16 protein-coding genes are annotated in these 18119 nt (G+C 66.1%); 8 read left to right on the top strand and 8 right to left on the bottom strand.

Features of this window, described 5'->3' with window-relative positions:
- Positions 1-82: 82 nt before the first annotated feature.
- Positions 83-1555, bottom strand: a complete 1473-nt coding sequence (locus tag EAG14_RS17040; RefSeq protein WP_121729593.1) for a deoxyribodipyrimidine photo-lyase — start codon at positions 1553-1555, stop codon at positions 83-85.
- Between the two features lie 21 nt (positions 1556-1576).
- On the opposite strand from EAG14_RS17040, the gene EAG14_RS17035 reads away from it, so the two are divergent.
- The 7 genes from EAG14_RS17035 (at position 1577) to EAG14_RS17005 (ending at position 7794) form a co-directional block, all read left to right on the top strand.
- Positions 1577-2176, top strand: a complete 600-nt coding sequence (locus EAG14_RS17035; RefSeq protein WP_099658090.1) for a YqgE/AlgH family protein — start codon at positions 1577-1579, stop codon at positions 2174-2176.
- Positions 2173-2592 (top strand): Holliday junction resolvase RuvX, encoded by a 420-nt coding sequence (gene ruvX, locus EAG14_RS17030; RefSeq protein ID WP_099740165.1) that lies wholly within the window; start codon positions 2173-2175, stop codon positions 2590-2592. Before EAG14_RS17035 ends, ruvX begins: the two co-directional genes overlap by 4 nt.
- The gene (pyrR, locus tag EAG14_RS17025) at positions 2589-3110 is read left to right on the top strand and encodes a bifunctional pyr operon transcriptional regulator/uracil phosphoribosyltransferase PyrR (protein WP_121729592.1); all 522 of its coding nucleotides are present in this window, start codon (positions 2589-2591) and stop codon (positions 3108-3110) included. Before ruvX ends, pyrR begins: the two co-directional genes overlap by 4 nt.
- 2 nt (positions 3111-3112) lie before the next feature.
- The gene (locus EAG14_RS17020; RefSeq protein ID WP_099659029.1) at positions 3113-4075 is read left to right on the top strand and encodes an aspartate carbamoyltransferase catalytic subunit; all 963 of its coding nucleotides are present in this window, start codon (positions 3113-3115) and stop codon (positions 4073-4075) included.
- A 197-nt stretch (positions 4076-4272) separates the two neighbouring features.
- On the top strand, positions 4273-5580 hold the full coding sequence (locus EAG14_RS17015; protein WP_121729591.1) for a dihydroorotase: 1308 nt from the start codon (positions 4273-4275) through the stop codon (positions 5578-5580).
- A gap of 45 nt (positions 5581-5625) precedes the next feature.
- Positions 5626-6366 carry a 1-acyl-sn-glycerol-3-phosphate acyltransferase gene (locus EAG14_RS17010; protein ID WP_099740168.1) on the top strand — a complete coding sequence of 247 codons (741 nt, stop codon included), beginning with the start codon at positions 5626-5628 and terminating at the stop codon, positions 6364-6366.
- Between the two features lie 264 nt (positions 6367-6630).
- Positions 6631-7794 (top strand): Yip1 family protein, encoded by a 1164-nt coding sequence (locus tag EAG14_RS17005; RefSeq protein ID WP_121729590.1) that lies wholly within the window; start codon positions 6631-6633, stop codon positions 7792-7794.
- 124 nt (positions 7795-7918) lie between these two features.
- On the opposite strand, the gene EAG14_RS17000 is transcribed toward EAG14_RS17005, so the two are convergent.
- From EAG14_RS17000 to EAG14_RS16990, 3 genes are all read right to left on the bottom strand, one after another.
- Positions 7919-9565, bottom strand: coding sequence for a methyl-accepting chemotaxis protein (locus EAG14_RS17000; protein WP_121729589.1), 1647 nt, complete (start codon positions 9563-9565; stop codon positions 7919-7921).
- Between the two features lie 194 nt (positions 9566-9759).
- On the bottom strand, positions 9760-10170 hold the full coding sequence (locus tag EAG14_RS22910) for a hypothetical protein (RefSeq protein WP_162996025.1): 411 nt from the start codon (positions 10168-10170) through the stop codon (positions 9760-9762).
- Between the two features lie 123 nt (positions 10171-10293).
- On the bottom strand, positions 10294-11358 hold the full coding sequence (locus EAG14_RS16990) for an ABC transporter ATP-binding protein (RefSeq protein WP_099658097.1): 1065 nt from the start codon (positions 11356-11358) through the stop codon (positions 10294-10296).
- Positions 11359-11457: 99 nt separating this feature from the next.
- On the opposite strand from EAG14_RS16990, the gene EAG14_RS16985 reads away from it, so the two are divergent.
- Positions 11458-13128, top strand: coding sequence for an iron ABC transporter permease (locus EAG14_RS16985; RefSeq protein ID WP_121729587.1), 1671 nt, complete (start codon positions 11458-11460; stop codon positions 13126-13128).
- Between the two features lie 124 nt (positions 13129-13252).
- Here EAG14_RS16985 and EAG14_RS16980 read toward each other — a convergent pair whose 3' ends face one another.
- The 4 genes from EAG14_RS16980 to EAG14_RS16965 form a co-directional block, all read right to left on the bottom strand.
- The gene (locus tag EAG14_RS16980) at positions 13253-13570 is read right to left on the bottom strand and encodes a hypothetical protein (protein WP_121729586.1); all 318 of its coding nucleotides are present in this window, start codon (positions 13568-13570) and stop codon (positions 13253-13255) included.
- Positions 13567-15264, bottom strand: coding sequence for a PepSY domain-containing protein (locus EAG14_RS16975; protein ID WP_121729585.1), 1698 nt, complete (start codon positions 15262-15264; stop codon positions 13567-13569). The genes EAG14_RS16980 and EAG14_RS16975 overlap by 4 nt, the downstream gene beginning before the upstream one ends.
- A 15-nt stretch (positions 15265-15279) precedes the next feature.
- Complete coding sequence (locus EAG14_RS16970; protein WP_240457071.1) at positions 15280-17337, bottom strand: TonB-dependent siderophore receptor; 2058 nt, start codon at positions 17335-17337, stop codon at positions 15280-15282.
- A 402-nt stretch (positions 17338-17739) separates the two neighbouring features.
- The gene (locus EAG14_RS16965; RefSeq protein ID WP_121729584.1) at positions 17740-18108 is read right to left on the bottom strand and encodes a DUF2946 family protein; all 369 of its coding nucleotides are present in this window, start codon (positions 18106-18108) and stop codon (positions 17740-17742) included.
- Between the last annotated feature and the right edge of the window lie 11 nt (positions 18109-18119).

Genomic DNA, 18119 nt, shown 5'->3' with positions numbered 1-18119 from the left:
GCCCTGCGGGGCGCTTTTTTCATGGGCGTGGCGGGATACGGCTGGTGTGGGGCTTTGCCCCACCTTGCTGCCTTCGCGGACTCTAGGAGGTCGCTGCTTTCACTACTGCATAGCGCTCCAGCGTCCGCTGGCGCGCCTCGTCATGCTGCACGATGGGGTGGGGGTAGGTGTGGCCCAGGCTCACCCCGGCTTCTTGCAACTCCAGCGGCTTGGCCTCCCAGGGGGCGTGCAGCGCGGCGTTGCGCAGGTGGGCCAGCTGCGGCAGATAGCGGCGTATGAACTTGCCGTCCGGGTCAAATTTTTCACTCTGGCTGACGGGGTTAAAGATGCGGAAGTAAGGCTGCGCATCACATCCGCTCGAGCTGGCCCACTGCCAGCCGCCGTTGTTGGCGGCCAGATCAAAGTCATTGAGTTGCTGTGCGAAATACTGCTCGCCCCAGCGCCAGTCGATGCCCAGGTCCTTCACCAAAAAACTGGCCACCACCATGCGCAGGCGGTTGTGCATGTAGCCGGTCTGGTTGAGCTGCGCCATGGCCGCATCGACCAGGGGGTAGCCTGTTTGCCCATCGCACCAGGCTTTGAACAGCACCTGGGCTGCCTCGCCTTGCTCCCAAGCAATGGCGTCGTAGGCGGGCTTGAAGCTGTGCTCCACCACATGCGGGTGGTGGTACAGGATTTGGAAGTAAAAATCACGCCAGATCAGCTCGCTCAGCCACGTGGTAGCGCCTGGATTGCCCTGCAGTGCCAAGGCGTGTGCGGTGCGGGCCAGTAAGCGGGGCGAGATGGTGCCAAAGCGCAAATGCACGCTCAGGTAGCTCGGCCCCTTCACTGCGGGAAAGTTGCGGGTGTCCTCGTAGCGCTCGATGCGCTGCAGAAAATCGTCAAACAATTGCTGCGCCCCCCGGCTCCCGGTGGGCAGCTTCAGCTGCGCCAGCGCCGTGGGCTCAAAGCCGATATCGCCCAGCGTGGGCACGGGCTTCGCATGGGCCGCAGGCCGGGGCGCCAGGCGGTGCGCGTGGCGCTCCACCGGGTAGCTTTTCAGGTAAAACGCGTTCACCTTGCGCAGCCAGGCATTTTTGTAGGGGGTGAACACGCTGTATGGCGTGCCCGACTGGGTGAGCACCTCGCCGCGCTCCAGCACTGTGTGGTCTTTGTAGGTGTGCAGGGCCATGCCGCTGCGCGCCAGCTGGGTGCGCACCGCGCTGTCACGCTGCAGGGCCTGGGGCTCGTCGTCGTGGTTGGTGAAGACGGCTTGGGCGCCCACGGCTTGGGCCAGCTGCGGCACTGCATCGGCTGCTGCCGCGTGCAGCACGATGAGGCCTCCCTGGCCATGGCCGCTCAGCTCGTGCAGGTGTGCGTCCAGTTCCACCAGCGATTCACGGATGAACTCCACGCGCCGGTCGGCGCGGGGCAGGGGGGCAAGAATGTCGATGTCGAAGACAAACACGCAATGCACTTGCTGGCATTGGGTCAGTGCGTGGTACAGGGCGGCATGGTCCAGTGCGCGCAGGTCGCGTCGGAACCAGACAAGGCCGGTGGCGTAAGAAGGCTCCATGTTCACCGTTAAAATTGGGCAATGTCTTCCGATTCTGCGCCCATCAACCTGACGCATCATTTTTTGATCGCCATGCCCGGTCTTGAAGATGAGTCTTTCGCGCGCAGTGTGGTGTACCTGTGCGAGCACAGCGAACGCGGTGCGCTCGGGCTCATCATCAACAAACCCTCCGATATCACCCTCAAAGGCCTGTTTGACAAGGTCGATCTGTCCTTGCGCCGCGATGACCTGACCCAGACGCCCGTGTTTCAGGGCGGCCCGGTGCAGACCGAGCGCGGTTTTGTGCTGCACGAGCCCATGCTCGCAGGCAGCGAGGCAAACGATGAGTCGGCCTACGCGTCCAGCATGGCCATCCCAGGCGGCTTGGCGATGACCACGTCCAAAGATGTGCTGGAGGCCCTGTCCACCGGCGCGGGACCGCGCCGCGTGCTGGTCACGCTGGGCTATTCGTCCTGGGGTGAGGGCCAGCTGGAGTCTGAACTGGCCGAAAACGCCTGGCTCACCGTCGGCGCGGATTTGTCCGTGATTTTTGACACCCCCGTGCCCGAGCGCTATGACCGGGCCCTGGGTTTGCTGGGCCTGCAGGCCTGGATGCTCTCTCCTGAGGCGGGGCACGCATGACCGGGCTTCCCGTTCAGCCCGCCGTTCCCGCGCAGTTTCAGACTTTTCTTGCTTTTGATTTTGGGCTCAAGCGCACGGGGGTGGCCTCGGGCAACCGACTGCTGCGCACCGCCAGCCCGCAAGAGACCATCAAGGCCGAGGGCGATGCCCGCTTTGCTCAGGTGGCCCTGCGCATCAAAGAGTGGCAGCCTGACGCGCTGGTGATTGGCGTGCCCTACCACCCCGACGGCGCCAGCCACGAGAACACGCAGCGTGCCCTGAAGTTCGGCCGCCAACTGCGCGGGCGCTTTGGCCTGCAGGTGTTTGAGGTGGATGAGCGCTACAGCACCACCGAAGCCATCGCCAGTGGCGCCAAGGACGCCGACGCCGCCTCGGCCTGCATCATCCTGGAACAGTTTTTGAGGAACCTCCCATGACGACTTCTCCTGCCGGCCAGGCCGGCAGCCTCGTGCTCGACGCCGAGGCCCTGTACCGCGAGCTGCTGCGCGGCGTGCGCAGCATGCTGACCCCCACCACGCGCCTGGCGGGCATTGCCTCGGGCGGCGCCTGGCTGGCCGAACGCCTGCAAAAAGACCTGGGCCTGGAAGGGCCCGCCGGGGTGTTGTCTTCGGTCATGCACCGCGATGACTTTGCCCAGCGCGGGCTGGCCGCTGGTGCGCAAACGGCGCTGCCCTTCGACGTGAACGGCGCCGATGTGCTGGTGCTCGACGACGTGCTCTACACCGGCCGCACCATCCGCGCCGTGCTCAACGAGCTGTTCGACTACGGCCGCCCCGCCAGCGTGCGCCTGGCCGTGTTGGTGGACCGGGGCGGGCGCGAGCTGCCGGTGCAGGCCGACTTTGCCGCCGCCCGCGTGGCGTTGCCAGGCAGCCAGTCGCTGGCCCTGGCGCGCAATGACCAGGGCACTTTCCAGTTCCAACTCCAGGAGGCGTGACCGTGCTGCACAAGCGCAACCCCCAACTCAACAAGAACGGAGAGCTGATCCACCTGCTCTCCATCGAAGGCCTGCCGCGCGACATCGTCACGCACATCCTCGACACCGCCGCCAACTTCGTGAGCGTGAACGACCGCGAGGTCAAGAAGGTGCCCCTCTTGCGCGGCAAGAGCGTGTTCAACCTGTTCTTCGAGAACAGCACCCGCACGCGCACCACGTTCGAGATCGCGGCCAAGCGCCTGTCGGCCGACGTGCTCAACCTCGACATCGCGCGCAGCTCGGCCAGCAAGGGCGAGTCGTTGCTCGACACCATCGCCAACCTGTCGGCCATGGCGGCTGACCTGTTCGTGGTGCGGCACAGCGAGTCGGGGGCACCGTACCTGATCGCCCAGCATGTAGCGCCCCATGTGCACGTGATCAACGCGGGCGATGGCCGCCATGCCCACCCCACGCAGGGGCTGCTGGACATGTACACCATCCGCCACTACAAAAAAGACTTTTCAAACCTCACGGTGGCCATCGTGGGCGACGTGCTGCACTCGCGCGTGGCGCGCTCCGACATCCACGGCCTCACCACCTTGGGCTGCGCCGAAGTGCGCGTGGTGGGCCCGCGCACGCTGGTGCCCAGCGACATGGCGCAGATGGGTGTGCGCGTGTGCCACACGCTCGAAGAAGGCATCAAGGACGCGGATGTGATCATCACCCTGCGCCTGCAAAACGAGCGCATGAGTGGTGCGCTGCTGCCCTCCAGTCAGGAGTACTTCAAGAGCTTTGGTCTCACGCAGGAGAAGCTGCAGCTGGCCAAGCCCGACGCCATCGTGATGCACCCTGGCCCCATCAACCGGGGGGTCGAGATCGACTCCGCCGTGGTGGACGGCAAGCAGAGCGTGATCCTGCCGCAGGTGACGTTCGGTATCGCTGTGCGCATGGCGGTCATGTCCATCGTTGCCGGAAATGAAGCCTAACCCCCTGAGCCGCTTCGCGTCTTCCCCCAAGGGGGACGCCCCCAGTGGCCCGGCGAAGCCGGTTCCACGGTGGCACTGGCATTCGGTCGGCTGTGGTGCGAATAGCCGGGCAAAATGTTGAGCGGTGTGAATGCTATGTATTTAATAGCTGCTAGCGCTTATCCATCAAGCGCTAGCGGCCAATTTGGCTTGAAATCATGAAAATCCTGATCCAGAACGGCCGTGTGATCGACCCCGCCTCGGGCCTTGACCAGATTGGCGACGTCGCCGTGGCGGCGGGCCGCATCGTGGGCCTGAACCGCACCCCGGCCGATTTCGCACCCACCCGCACCATCGATGCGTCGGGCTGCATCGTCCTGCCCGGTTTGGTGGACCTGGCTGCGCGCCTGCGCGAGCCCGGCCATGAGCACGAAGGCATGCTCGAATCCGAAATGGCCGCCGCCGTGGCCGGGGGCGTGACCAGCCTGGTCTGCCCGCCCGACACCGACACCGACCCCGTGCTCGATGAGCCCGGCCTGGTCGAGATGCTCAAGTTCCGCGCCGAAAAGCTGCACCAGTCGCGCCTGTTCCCACTGGGCGCCCTCACGCGCAGCTTGGCAGGTGAGGTGCTGACCGAAATGGCCGAGCTGACCGAGTCCGGTTGCGTGGGCTTTGGCCAGGCCGAAGTGCCCTTGGCCAGCACCCAGGTGCTGCAGCGTGCCTTGCAGTACGCCGCCACGTTTGGCTACACCGTCTGGCTGCGCCCGCAAGAGATGCACCTGGGCAAGGGCGTGGCCGCCAGTGGCCCGCTGGCCACGCGCCTGGGCCTGTCGGGCGTGCCCGTGGCGGCCGAGACGATTGCGCTGCACACTATTTTTGAACTGCTCAAGACCACCGGCGCCCGCGTGCACCTGTGCCGCATCAGCAGCGCTGCCGGTGTGGAGCTGGTGCGCCGCGCCAAGGCCGATGGCCTCAAGGTCACGGCCGACGTGAGCATCAACTCGCTGCACCTCACGGACGTGGACATCGGCTTTTTTGACAGCCGCGCCCGCCTGTCGCCCCCGCTGCGCCAGCAGCGCGACCGCGATGCGCTCAGCGCTGCGCTGGCCGACGGCACCATCGACGCCCTGGTGTCCGACCACAACCCCGTGGACGAAGACGCCAAGACCTTGCCTTTTGCCGAGGCCGAGCCCGGCGCCACTGGGCTGGAGCTGCTGCTGTCGCTGGCGCTCAAGTGGTCGCAAGACCAGGGCGTGCCGCTGCCGCGCGCGCTGGCCGCCATCACCGCCGAGCCCGCCCGCGTGCTGGGCACGGCCCTGGGCACCCTGCAAGCCAGCGTGGGCCAGCTCGTGGAAGGCGGTGTGGCCGACCTGTGCGTGTTCGACCCCCAGGCCGCATGGACGGTGCATGCCGATGCCCTGCGCAGCCAGGGCAAGCACACGCCCTTCTCGGGTTACGAGCTGCCCGGCAGCGTGCGCGCCACGGTGGTCGGCGGGCAAGTGGCCTTTGAGCGTGAGCCAGGCTGAGTTGGGATTGCGGCGGTGTAGGCAACCCGCAGGCAGGCTCGCACCATGAAGGCCTTGCGTGCCATCTGGCGCATGCTGCGCCTGCTGGGCCATTTGCTCAAGGGGCTGTGGGTGGTCACCCTGCAGTTCCCCCGGCTGACGCCCGAGCAGCAATACATCCGTGTGCAGGCCTGGTCGCAGCAGATGCTGGCCTGCGTGGGCATTTCGCTGCGGGTGCAGGGCCAGCCGCCGGTCGGTGGGCCCGTCATGCTGGTGGCCAACCACATCTCGTGGCTGGATATTCCGGTGATGCATGCTGCGCGCCATTGCTGTTTCATCTCCAAGTCGGACGTGCAAGGCTGGCCACTGATTGGTACCCTGGCCACGGCGGCGGGCACGCTGTACATCGAGCGCAGCTCGCGCCGCGACGCCATGCGCATGGTGCGCACCATGCAAGAGGCCTTGGAGCGGCACGAGGTGCTGGCGGTGTTCCCTGAAGGCACCACGGGTGACGGCCGCACCATGCTGCCGTTCCATGCCAATTTGCTGCAGGCTGCAGTGGTGGCCAATGCGCCGGTGCAGCCTGTGGGGCTCCGGTTTGTGGACCTTGCCAGCGGCGCCACGAGTTTTGCGCCCAGCTACATCGGCGACGAAACCCTGCTCGGCTCCATCTGGCGCACGCTCAGCGCCCCCGCCATCGAGGCCGTGGTGACTTACGGCGAGCCCGAAACCCCTCAGGGCCGTGACCGCCGCGCATGGGCGCTCCACCTGCAGGCTGTGGTGGACGGGCTGCGCCAGCAGGGTTGACGCACACCTTCCTGCGCACTTTTACACGGTTTTGCCAACGCACTGCGGCAACCCGTGTGCTTTTGCGGCCAACGTCCGCTATCGTCCGCGCTTCCTGTCGCCAGCTTGCGGCGCAGGTCCATCGCACCCGCTCAGCCCTTGTCCCGCGCCCTGCGCAAAGACAAAGCGTCCGTGGCATGGGTCTGTGGCGCTGCTTGCGGTGTGTTTCTTCCTTCGCATGAGGCCCTGTGGTGCCTCTTCGCGAGCCAACCCAGGGCCTGCCACATGCCATCCATCATTGACCGCGCCAAGCACCTTCTGCTCCAGCCCCAGCAAGCCTGGGGCACCATCGAGGCGGAGCCCACCGATACGCTCAGCCTGTTCAAGGGCTATGTCATGCCGCTGGCGCTCATCCCCGCACTGTGTGGCTTTGTGGGGATGTCGTTGATTGGTTTCAGCGTGTTCGGGGTGTCTGTGCGCGTGCCCCTGGTCTCAGGCCTGGTCAACATGGTGCTGTCGTATGCGCTGAGCCTGGTGGGTGTCTTTGTCCTTGGGCTGATCGTTGATGCGCTGGCACCGACTTTCGGCGGGCAAAAGAGCCAGATCCAGGCCCTCAAGCTGGCGGCCTACTCCATGACCGCCGCCTTTGTGGGCGGTGTTTTCACCCTGTTGCCTGCGCTGTCCATACTCGGCCTGCTGGCGGCCTTGTATTCGTTTTACCTGCTCTACACCGGCTTGCCTGTGCTGATGAAAAGTGCCCCGGACAAATCACTGCCCTACACGGCCGTGGTGGTGGTGGCCGCCATCGTGATGGGGCTGTTGATGATGGGGGTCAGCTCCCTTTTCACGCGCTCGCACGGCCCCTCTGTGGCGCTTGGCGGGGCTGGGGGCATGACGGTGAGCACCCCTTCCGGCAAAGTCTCGGTGGATGTCGCAGGCTTGGAGGCAGCCAGCCAGAAGATGCAAGAGGCTGCACGCCAGATGGAGAAAGCGCAAAACAGCGAAGCGCTGCCCGCGCAGAGCCTGAAAGCGGCCTTGCCACAGCAATTGGGTGGCATGCCGCGCACCGCACTGGAAGTGCAAGACGGCGCAGCATTGGGCCTGCCCACAAGCCACGCCAGCGCCACCTACACCCAGGGTGACCGGCAAGTGAAGGTAGAGATCACCGATGCAGGAGCGCTGGGCCAGATGGCCGCGATGGCTGCAGGCATGGGCCAGTCAGAAAAAGAAGACGAAGTGCGTGTGGAAAAGACTTGGCAAGAGGGCGGTCGCACTTTGCGTCAGCGCTACCACAAGGACAACAGCCACGCAGAGTTCGATGTGGTTCTGAAGAACGGCGTCGTGCTCAGTGCGCGTGCCGACTACATGGATGTGCAGGCGCTGCAAGCGTTGCTGGCGCAGGTGAGCTGGTCTGGTATTGAGGCCCTGGAGCGCAAGGCAAAGTCCTGAACAGCGTGCTGGGCCCTGCGGACTCACACGCGGATAGGCCCACGCATTCGTGGATGGAGCGTGGGCTTGCAGTGGGCCCTGCGCATGGGGCGTGTGCTGGACGTGCCCGCTGGGCTGTCCGCGTTCAAGGCCTTGGCAGTGCGGGCAGCCCGTTACGTATCTGATTGCGCAACGGATCGCGCACCTGAAGCGGCTCGGCCCGCTCCGCAGGCAATACAAACTGGCTGATCAGGTGCGTCAGGTCATTGGCCTGGTGGCGCAGCCCTTCCGATGCGGCAGCAGACTCCTCCACCAGGGCCGAGTTTTGCTGCGTCATCTCGTCCAGCCGCGCCACGGCGGTGTTGATGTCGTGGATGTCGCGGGTTTGCGAATGGGTGGCGGCGCTGATGTCGCTGATCATGCCCGCCACGTTGCGGATCGACTCCACGATATGCCCCATGGTGTGGCCCGCGCCGTTGACCAGGGTGGTGCCGGCTTCCACGCTGTGGGCTGATGAGGCGATCAGCCCTTTGATCTCGCGGGCGGCAGCGCCCGCACGCATGGCCAGCTGGCGCACCTCGGCCGCCACCACGGCAAAGCCACGGCCTGCCTCGCCAGCGCGGGCGGCTTCCACGGCGGCGTTCAGCGCCAGGATGTTGGTCTGGAAGGCAATACTGTCGATCACCCCCGTGACCTCTTCCACCTTGCGCGATGACCGCTGGATGCCCTGCATGGTCTCGATGATTTGGGCCATTGCAGCGCCGCCTTCCTGGGCCACGGCCGATGCCTGGCTGGCCATCTGCTCTGCGCGCTGGGCGGTTTCGGTGGATTGCTGCAGGCGCTGTGTCACCTGCTCCAGCGCGGCCGCTGTCTCTTGCAGGCTCGATGCCGTGCCCTCGGTGCGCTCCGACAGGTCGGCATTGCCCTGTGCCATTTCGTGGGCTGCTAGGCGCACGTTGTGGGCCGAGTGGCGCACCTGCGTCACCAGCGTGCGCAGGGCTTCCTGCATGGAGTTGAGCGCCAGCAGCAGCTGGCCCGCTTCGTCCCGTTCGTGGCCCGCAATGTCCTGGCGCAGGTCCAGGCTGGAGACCCGCTGCGCCGTAGCGCTGGCCACGCCGATGGGGCGCGAGATGCTGCGCACCAGCCACCAGGTCAGCACGCTGCCCAGCAACAGCGCCGCCGTGCAAAACAGGGCCAGCGCCCACTGGGCGTTGTGGCTGCTCTGGGCGATGTGGGCGCCTGCCGCGTCAATGGCATTGCGTTGCGACTGGCCCAACTGCTGGAGGGCGCCCAGCAGGGCAGCGGCGCTGGGCTCAAAGCGCTCGGCAAACACCTTGCGGATGCGCTCGGTCAGGCCAAAGTCGCGGGCGGTCACCAGCTCCTTCACGGCGGCCTGAAAATCCTGCGCTTTGGTCTGGGTGTCGGTCAGCAAGGCCTGCTCAGCAGGGGCCTGCAGGCGGCTGGCCAGTTGGGCAATCAGGTCGCTGTACTGGGCCTGGGTGCGGCCAATGTCGGCCGCCAGAATCTCGCCCACTTCAGGCTCGGAGCTCAAGGCCATGGCCTTGTAGCGCTCGGCATTGATGGACTGCAGTCGGTAGGCGTCGGCCACCAGGCGCTCGGTCACCACGTTGTCTTCGATAGCGTGGCGGGTGGCCGCATCGATCGTGCGCAGCGACCAGATACCTATGGCCGAGCCCGCCAGCGTGAGCAGCAGAACAGCGATGAAAGTGGCCAGCAGGCGGCGGCCCAGGATGTTGGTGGTGCGTGGACGGGTGTCAACAAAAGCGGTCATGGCAGGTGCTTTCGCCCCCCTTGAGGTGCATCGCTCGGCCGCTGGTGGCAGCAGGCTGCGCACCAGCACTGTGGTGTGCAGGCAGGGGGCTCAACGGGCAACATCGCCCAGAGGTATTGAGCCTGCCATTTGTGACAATTTGTTTGCTTTTGGCCGAGTCAAGCCCGTTGGCACCCCAATGCGCAACGGTTGGATCAAGACCGGGTGAAACTTGGAGCGGCGAGTGGCGCTGGACGTCGGGGCTTCTTGCCCTTCAGAAGGACTTTGGCGGTGCCCTCAGGAATAGGTTTGATCAGCGCCGATCCGTCGCTTTGAAAGCGGTAGTAAAAGCAGATACCGTGCAAGTTTTTCAGCACGCGTATGCACTGGTATTGCAGGACAAAGTGCGCGTCAAACGTGAACGATTCCCGCGTGCGCAGCACTTGCACCTCTCTCCCCATGAGTGCGTAGCCAGGCAGATTGGAAGGCACTGACAAGGCTCTGAGGTGCCTTGAGCCTTGTTTGCGTAACTTTCTTTTTGCAGGCCCGCAAAACAGCCATGCATACAGTGGGCCACCTGCTGCACGCAGCATATGCACGGCAAGCCACAAAAGAAGTTCTGCCATTCGGGTGTCCAAGACCTGGGTCGTTGCAAGGGGCTTGGTCGAAGTCTATACGCAGCTGGTGGGCCGTCGCACGACGGTCAGTCCAGGGCAAATGCGGGGGGCTGGCATCCGCAGCGCGCTGCCTTACCCGCGCGCAAACGTCACCACGTGGTCCACCTGCGCCTTGATGCCGATCCACTCGCCCACGGCGTGGTCGTGGTGGCTGGGCACATGGGCCATCACCTGCAGGCCGCTGCCCAGTTGCAGGGTGTACAAAAACTCCGAGCCTCGGAACGCCTTGCGCACGATTTGCGCCTGCACGGGGGCCTGGTCGTCGTGCACGATGTCGTCGGCGCGCAGCAGCACGTCGCACTCTCCGCCGGGGTAGCTGCTGGGCAGGGGGCATTCGGCCAGGTCGGTCAAATCACCCAGGGGGGTTTGGGCCACCACATTGCTGCCGCGCTGCACCAGCGTGGCCGGGGCAAACACACCGTGGCCAATGAAGTCGGCCACAAAGCGGGTGGCCGGGCGGTGGTACAGGGTGTAGGCGTCGTCCCACTGGTGCAGGTGGCCTTCGTGCATCACGCCAATCACATCGCCAATGGCAAAGGCCTCGAACTGGTCGTGGGTGACGAACAGCGCGGTGGCCCCGGCCGCCTTGAGGATGCCGCGCACCTCGTGCGCCAGGCGCTCGCGCAGGTCTACGTCGAGGTTGGAGAAAGGCTCGTCCAGCAGCATGAGCTGGGGGCGGGGCGCCAGCGCCCGGGCCAGGGCCACACGCTGTTGCTGGCCGCCCGATAGCTCGTGGGGGTAGCGGTTTTCGCTGCCTGCCAAGCCCACCAGCTCCAGCACCTCGGCCACGCGCGCCGCTTGCTGGGCACGCGGCAATTGGTGGATGCCAAAGGCCACATTGCGGCCCACCGAGAGGTGGGGGAACAGTGCGTAGTCCTGGAACACCATGCCAATGCGGCGCTGTTCGGGCGGCACGCTGCGCGTGGCGCTGCCCACCACTTCCTTGGTCAGCCGGATCTCGCCGCCCGAGACGGGTTCCAGCCCGGCCACAGCGCGCAGCAGCGTGGTTTTGCCGCAGCCGGAGGGGCCAATCAGCACGCCAATATCGCCCGCATGCAGGCCCAGCGAGACGCCTTGGACAGCCGCCTGTGCGCGGCCCGCATAGCGCACATCGAGTTGGGAGACCTCTAAAAACATGCCGCCATTCTAGGTGGCTGGGGGCGAATGCTTAAAATTCGCATTTGCATCCATGCCATTGCGGTGCTCACACGGGCTTTGCCGCGCAAGCGGGCGGCTATGGCCGCTGCCTTCTCACCTCGTTTCCACAGATTGTTTGCTTTGCGCCGCAGCCCCTTTGCTTTAAGTTCCCTGGCTTTGATCCTGCTCGCTGGCGTGCTCGCCTTGCCGGTGCTGGCTGTTTTGGCATCCTGGTTGCCTTGGGGGCAAGGCGATGCCCAGGCGGGCAGCATCCTGCGCGAAATGGCCGCCACCGTGTTGCCGGGCTATGTTGTCACCACGCTGTGGCTGAGTGTGATGGTCGCCCTGGGCGCGGCCGTGGTGGGCACGGGCGCCGCGGCGGCGGTGACGCTGTTTGATTTTCCCGGGCGCCGCACTTTTGAATGGCTGCTGCTGCTGCCCTTGGCCATGCCGGCCTATGTCACGGCCTATGCGTACACCGACTTTCTGCAGTTCAGCGGCCCGCTGCAGGTGGGCCTGCGCAACGCCTTTGGGCTGGAGGGGCGCCTGCTGCCCGAGGTGCGCAGCCTGGGCGGCGCGGTGTGGGTGTTCATCTTCGCTCTGTATCCCTATGTGTACTTGCTGGCGCGCACGGCGTTGGGTGAGCGCGCTGCGCAGCTCATGGAGGCGGCCCGCCTGCTGGGCGCGCCGCTGCCGCGCCGCATCCGCGCTGTGGCCCTGCCCCTGGCCCGCCCGGCGGTGGCGGCGGGGGTGGCACTGGTGCTGATGGAAACCCTGGCCGACTTTGGCGTGGCCAGCTACTTCGGCATCCAAACCTTCACCACCGGCATCTACAAAGCCTGGCTGTCGATGGACAACCGCCTGGCAGCCGCGCAGCTGGCCACCATGCTGCTGGTGGTGGTGCTGGCCCTGCTGCACCTGGAGCACCGGGCCCAAAAGCGCATGCGCTTTGCCGCCGGAGGTGTGGGGCGTGCTGGCTCGTCCGAGGCGCAGCCGCTGGTGCTGCGCGGCGGCTCGCGCGTGCTGGCCTGGGTGGTGTGCGTGGTGCCTGTGCTCATGGGTTTTGTGGCACCCATCGTGTTCATGCTGCGCCCGCTGGCGGCCGATTGGTCGGTGCTGCCGTGGGACCGGTTTGTGGAGTGGGCCTGGCACAGCGTGCGCCTGGGGGGCATCACGTCTGCCATCGCCGTGGCCCTGGCCCTGGTGCTGGCCTTTGCCGTGCGCCGCCGCCCCGATGGAGTGACGCGTGGCGTGGTGCAGCTGGCCAGCCTGGGTTATGCCGTGCCGGGCGCTGTGATTGTGGTGGGCTTGCTGCTGCCCGTGGGCTGGCTGCAGGCGGCGGCGCCGCAGTGGGGCATTGGTGCCCTGGTCACGGCCACGGCGGTGGGCATCGTGTGGGCGTACCTGGTGCGCTTTTGTGCGGTGGCGCTGCAGTCGGTGCAAAGCGGCTATGCGCGCATACCGGCCAGCTTGGACGACTCCGCCCGCATGCTGGGCATGGGGAGTGTGGGGCTCATGGCGCGGGTGCACTGGCCCTTGCTGCGCCGCTCTACCGCTGCCGCCGCGCTGCTGGTGTTTGTGGACGTGATGAAAGAGCTGCCTGCCACCATGGTGCTGCGCCCCTTCAACAGCGACACCCTGGCCGTGGTGGCCTACCAGCTGGCGCGCGACGAGCGCCTGGGTGAGGCCGCATTGCCTTCATTGGCGCTGGTGGCCGTGGGGCTGGTGCCGGTGATCTTGCTGAGCCGTACGCTGCGCAGCAAGGGGTGAGTGGCTGATTTTAAGCTGCTGTTTGGGGCGCACACCGGCGCAAGGGCTTGGTTGCAATGCCCAATAAAAAAGCTGCCATGGGGCAGCTTTTTTATTGGGCACAGGCGCCGGGGCACCGTGGCGCTTACTCGCTCCAGTCAGAGTGCTTTTCGCACAGCTTGTTGGTTTCCTTGCCTTTGCGGGTTTCCGCAAACTTCACCAAATTGCCTTTGAAGTCATCAGGGGTTTCGTTCCACATGCAGGTGCACCAGGCCTGCGCCTTGGTCTGGCCTTTGATGGGGCTGGCTTCGTTGCCGCCTTCGTACAAGCGGTCGGCATACACCAGGCACTGGGCATATTGTTTGTCGTCTGCGGGTGGGCGGTTGTAGCCACCTTGGGCGAGGGCAACGCTCGCTGCCAGGGTCATGAGCACGGCGGCCGTGAGGGTTGTGGTTTTCTTCATCGTGTTTTTCTCTGATGGGTGAAGCCAGGGGCTTGGGACGGGGGACCGGACGCCCTTGCACTGGGGCGCATGGGCGATTCGGCCGCAGTGTAACCACTTGAAACACGTTTGATAAGCAGAGAATTCCCCGGTACTTCCCGTGGGGGGCTCCACGCACGCAGCTTGTGTCCCAGCCGCCGCCAGCCCACCACCACGCCAGTCAGGCTCAGGGCTGCGCCGCCCAGGCACAGCACGATCATCACAGCATCCCACAGGGGGCGGCGCTCCAGCAAGGGCAGCCAGTCCCAACTGTGCAGCATGCCAAACAGCCAGCGGTTGGTGCGCCGGTGGCTGTCGGTGCGGCCCAGCACGGCGCCGGTGTGGGGGTCCATGTGCACCCAGGTGGCATGCGCATCGGCAAACACCACGCGCAGCACCGGCAGGGGCTTGTCGGTGCCGCCGGTCATGGTGTGGGCGGCGCGGTCGTAGTAATGCAGGTCGTAGTCGGTCAGGGTTTCGATGCGTTGTACCGGTGCATCCAGCAGGCGCGCAGCGGCGGCGGCCAGGGCTTCGGGCTCCAGGGTGTAGCGCTGTGCGGTGGCGGCATTCAGCACAGTGGGCGCACTGGTGGGGCCCCAGGCCTGCACCAGGGTGTGGCCTGCGGTGCGCACCCAGCGCAGTTCACGGGTATTCGGGGTGGCGTTGGCCAGCAGGGCCTGCACCGAAGCCAGCGGCGTGTTTGTCGCAGTGCTGATCTGCAGCGGTCCACCCTGCATGCCCCCAGTGCGCAAGGCGGGGGCGCCGCTGTCAAACACCTTCCAGGGGTTCATGGACATGAGGCCGCTGAAGATCCAGGTGATGGTCACCAGCGCAAACAGCAGGCCCACCGTGTGGTGCCAGCGCAGCATGGCACCGGGGTAGGGCGAGCGGGCCCCGCTTTTGTAGCGCGGGCCTGCAAAGCGCCAGCGCAGCACGCCAACCACCGTGCCGGTGAGGGCCAGTACCGTGCCGGCGATGGACAGCCAGTTCACGATGTCGGCCCAGTAGGCGTTGAAGGCGTTGCCGCGCAGGGGGTAGAGCCAATGGACCCAGGTGCCAACGTAGTTCCAGAGCCGTTCGGTGCGTGGGGCATCGCGCACCACCTCGCCCGTGGTGCCTGACACGTAGAGCCAGGTGCCTGCCTCATCGGGCAAGGCCAGCACATGCAGAGGGCGGTGCATGTCCAGCGCCCGTGAGTGGGTGAAGGCGTCCTCGTCTATCTGCCCCAAATGGCGTGGCATGGCCCCGCCTGCACTGGCCTTAGCAAAGGCTTGGGCCGAAGCCATGGCGTGCTCGGCTGATACCTCGCGCAGCACGGCGCCGGTGTTGGCATCGATGACCACCGGGGCTGTATTGCGGGGGCGTTTGCCTTGCGCGCCCTCGTCGGGTGCTGCTGGCGTGGCCAGGTACACCGCCCGCCCGCCGCTGGCCACGGCCAGGCGCAACTCCTGCAACGGGCCTGCCAAAGCGGCCGCTTGCAGCGCCTGAGTGGGCTCCAGCGCCACAGGCACGCCACGCAAGGGCGGCAGGTGTTCCAGGCGCTCGGTGTGCGTGAGCTTGGGGTAGCCCACGTACATCATCACCAAGCCGGAGACGAACCACATGGCAAAGAAGCTGCACAGCAGCACCCCCAGCCAGCGGTGAACCAGATAGAGCCAGCGTTTGGCGTGCCGCATGGTGAGCCTTTGCCTTTAAAACGCGGTGTGCAGCGTCACGTCCAGCGTGCGCGGTGCGCCCAGGTAGACCTGGTCGCGTGTCTCTTCTGCGTAGAGGCGGTCGGTGGCATTGCGCACGCGGCCCGTGAGCGTGGTGGTCTTGTTGATCTTCCAGGCCAGCCCCAGGTCCAGCAGCGTGTACGACGGCCAGAACTTGGTGTTGGCTGCGTTGCCATACACCTTGCCCACATGGCGTACCCCTGCGCTCGCCGTGACGGTGGGTGTGATGGCATAGGACGCCCACAGGTTGGCCACTTGCTGTGGCACCAGCTGCGGCACGTTGCCTGCGCGCGAGACGCCGCCCTGCACAAAGTTCTCATACCGCGCGCGGATCAGCGACAGGTTGCCCTGCAGTTGCCACTGCGGCGTGGGGCGGATGCCCGCTGACAGTTCCACCCCCTTGGATGACTGCTCGCCCACCAGCACCGTGAGGTTCGGGTTGGACGGGTCTTGCGAGGCCATGTTCTTGCGCCGGATGTCAAACACCGCCACCGTGGCGCTGCCCTTGCCACCCCAGAAGTCGAACTTGCTGCCCACCTCGACCTGGCGGCCCGTGGTCAGCTCGCTGTTGTTGCGCACATCGGCAAACGAGGCCGATGCCAGCGAGCCCGAGGGTGGGTCGGCTGCGTTGGAGGCCTGCGCGTACAGGTTGGCGCCAGGGGCAATGTCCCACACCACACCCAGGCGGCCGGTGGTGGGGTGGTAGCTGCGGCTAAAGGTGGCGGGTGCGGTGGCCGTCACGGCGCGGCGGTTCACCAGGTCCAGTGCAATGCGCTCGTGCCGCAACGCGGTGACCAGGTTCACGCCGGGCACCACGGCCGTGCGGTTTTCCAGGTACAGCGCGGTGTTGGTGATCTTGTTGTCCTTGTCGGGGCTCCACAAGGGCGACATGCCCGGGATGTCGAAGAAGTTCTCGGTGGAGAAGTGGTAGGGGTTGACCGTTCCTACCGTGACCGAGGGGCCGAGCGGGAAGCGCGTCTGTTTGTTCACGCTCACGTCCAGGCCAAAGGCCCAGTCGCTTTTGTGGCCCGCCAGCTGGCCTTGGTAGTTGCCTTCCAGGCGGTTGCCCACCAGCTGCTGGTCGTGGCGCTGCAGATAGGGCGATGTGCGGGTGACGGCTGTGTTGGTGGCGTTGAAGGTGTAGATCTCCACGTTGCGGTAGTCGCGCAGCGCGTCGTAGGCATACAGCGTGTTCTTGAGCTGCAGCGCGTCGGACACGCGCCATTGCGCTACCGAGCGCAGCCACTGCACGCGGTGCTCGTACATGCCGTCGGCGCTGTTGTAGTTCTGAAAGCGCGTGGCCGGGTCAATGGCCAGCGCGCCCACGGCGGGGTTCAGCACTGGCGTGCCCCAGTAGGGGCGGTCCACATGGTCCTTCTGGTACTCGTAGGCCAGGGTGTGGGTGAGGCCGCCGCCCAGGTCCGACAGCAGCGAGGTTGCCAGCTGCGTGGCCTGGGTTTGGGTGCCGTGGGTCCAGCTGCCTGCGTCGCGGTGGTTGATGTCGATGCGTGCATAGTGCGCTGGGCTCGCGCTTTGTTCGCCGCCTGCGATTCGGCGGTTCAGCCCCACGGACACCTCTTTCAGGCCGTACGAGCCCAGGCGCACCTGCCCTTCGGCAAAGTCGCTGCGCTCGGCCGTCTTGGTGATGTAGTTGATGGAGCCGCCTACGCCGCCCGAGCCGTACAGGAAGCTGGACGCGCCGCCGATGGCTTCGACGCGGTCATAGATCCAGCTGTCGACCGCGCGCGTGGCGCTGCCGTACTGCGGGTTGATGCCGTTGTAGAGCTGCGCCACCGAGTTGGCGGTAAACCCCCGGTAGTGCGCGGCCATGGAGCCCGGGGCGTTGTGCGCCACCACGCCAGGGATGGCCCGCAGGATCTCTTGCGTGTTCTGCGCGCCGCGTGCATCGATGGTGGATCGGTCCACCACGGTGACGGAGGCCGGGTTTTCTCGCGCTGTCAGGCCCAAGCGGCTGCCGGTGTCCACGGGGGTGTCCAGATGGAGCTTGCCGTTGGCCGTGGCGCCGCTGCCCATCACCTCCACCACAGGCAGGGCGGGGGTTGTTTCTGCCGCTGTCGCGTTTTGGGCCTGGGCGGTGGGGGCGACCAGTATTGGCAACAGGGCCAGTGCCACCGAAAGGCTGGCACTGAGGGGGCTCAATGGGCCCGGGGGCCTCAGAGGGCTCCGTGGGTTGGGCGGCTCCTTGCGGGTGCAAAGAGGGGCATTCAAAAGGGGCAGGCGCGCAGCGGCACCCATAGCCGCAGCGCGGCGCGAAGCAATGGACGACATGAAAAAAGCACTCTGAAAACGGCAGTGCCGCCAACCGCGGCGCCCAGGATGGCTACTGGGGCTGCCGTGGGGGCCTGCCGTGCAAACGAACGAAGGCCTGCTGGCCCCGACGGCAGGGCCGTCAGGTGCGCGCAGAAAGCGAACGGATCAGAGGAAGGAAGGCGGGCCGCGCGCTGGCAGCGGCGCCGCAGTGGCTGCGGCGATGCGCGCTGCAGGCACCGGTTGCACTGCGTGGGCCAGCGGGCTGGTGGGCAATGGGGGCAGGCCAGGGGCCGGGGGCGGTGCCCCGTTGGCCTGCACGCACAAAGGGCAGTCCATGCCCGTGGCGCCCATCTCTACGGCACCGTCGTCGGTTTGCACCAGCCATTTGATGGCGCCCGAGCCCGAACAAATGACCTCGAGCGACTGCGGATGCACCAGCGGCGATGCCACCGCCACGCCGATGGAGGCAACGAACCACGCCAGCACCCACAGGCGCACAAGGCGCAAGAGGAAGAAGGTGCGTGGCAGTGGCATGGCGGGCGATT

The sequence above is a fragment of the Acidovorax sp. 1608163 genome (assembly GCF_003669015.1).
Classification (GTDB): Bacteria; Pseudomonadota; Gammaproteobacteria; order Burkholderiales; family Burkholderiaceae_C; genus Acidovorax.
The sequence above is the reverse complement of the archived record's forward strand: the minus strand, read 5'-3'. Positions and strand labels throughout refer to the sequence as shown.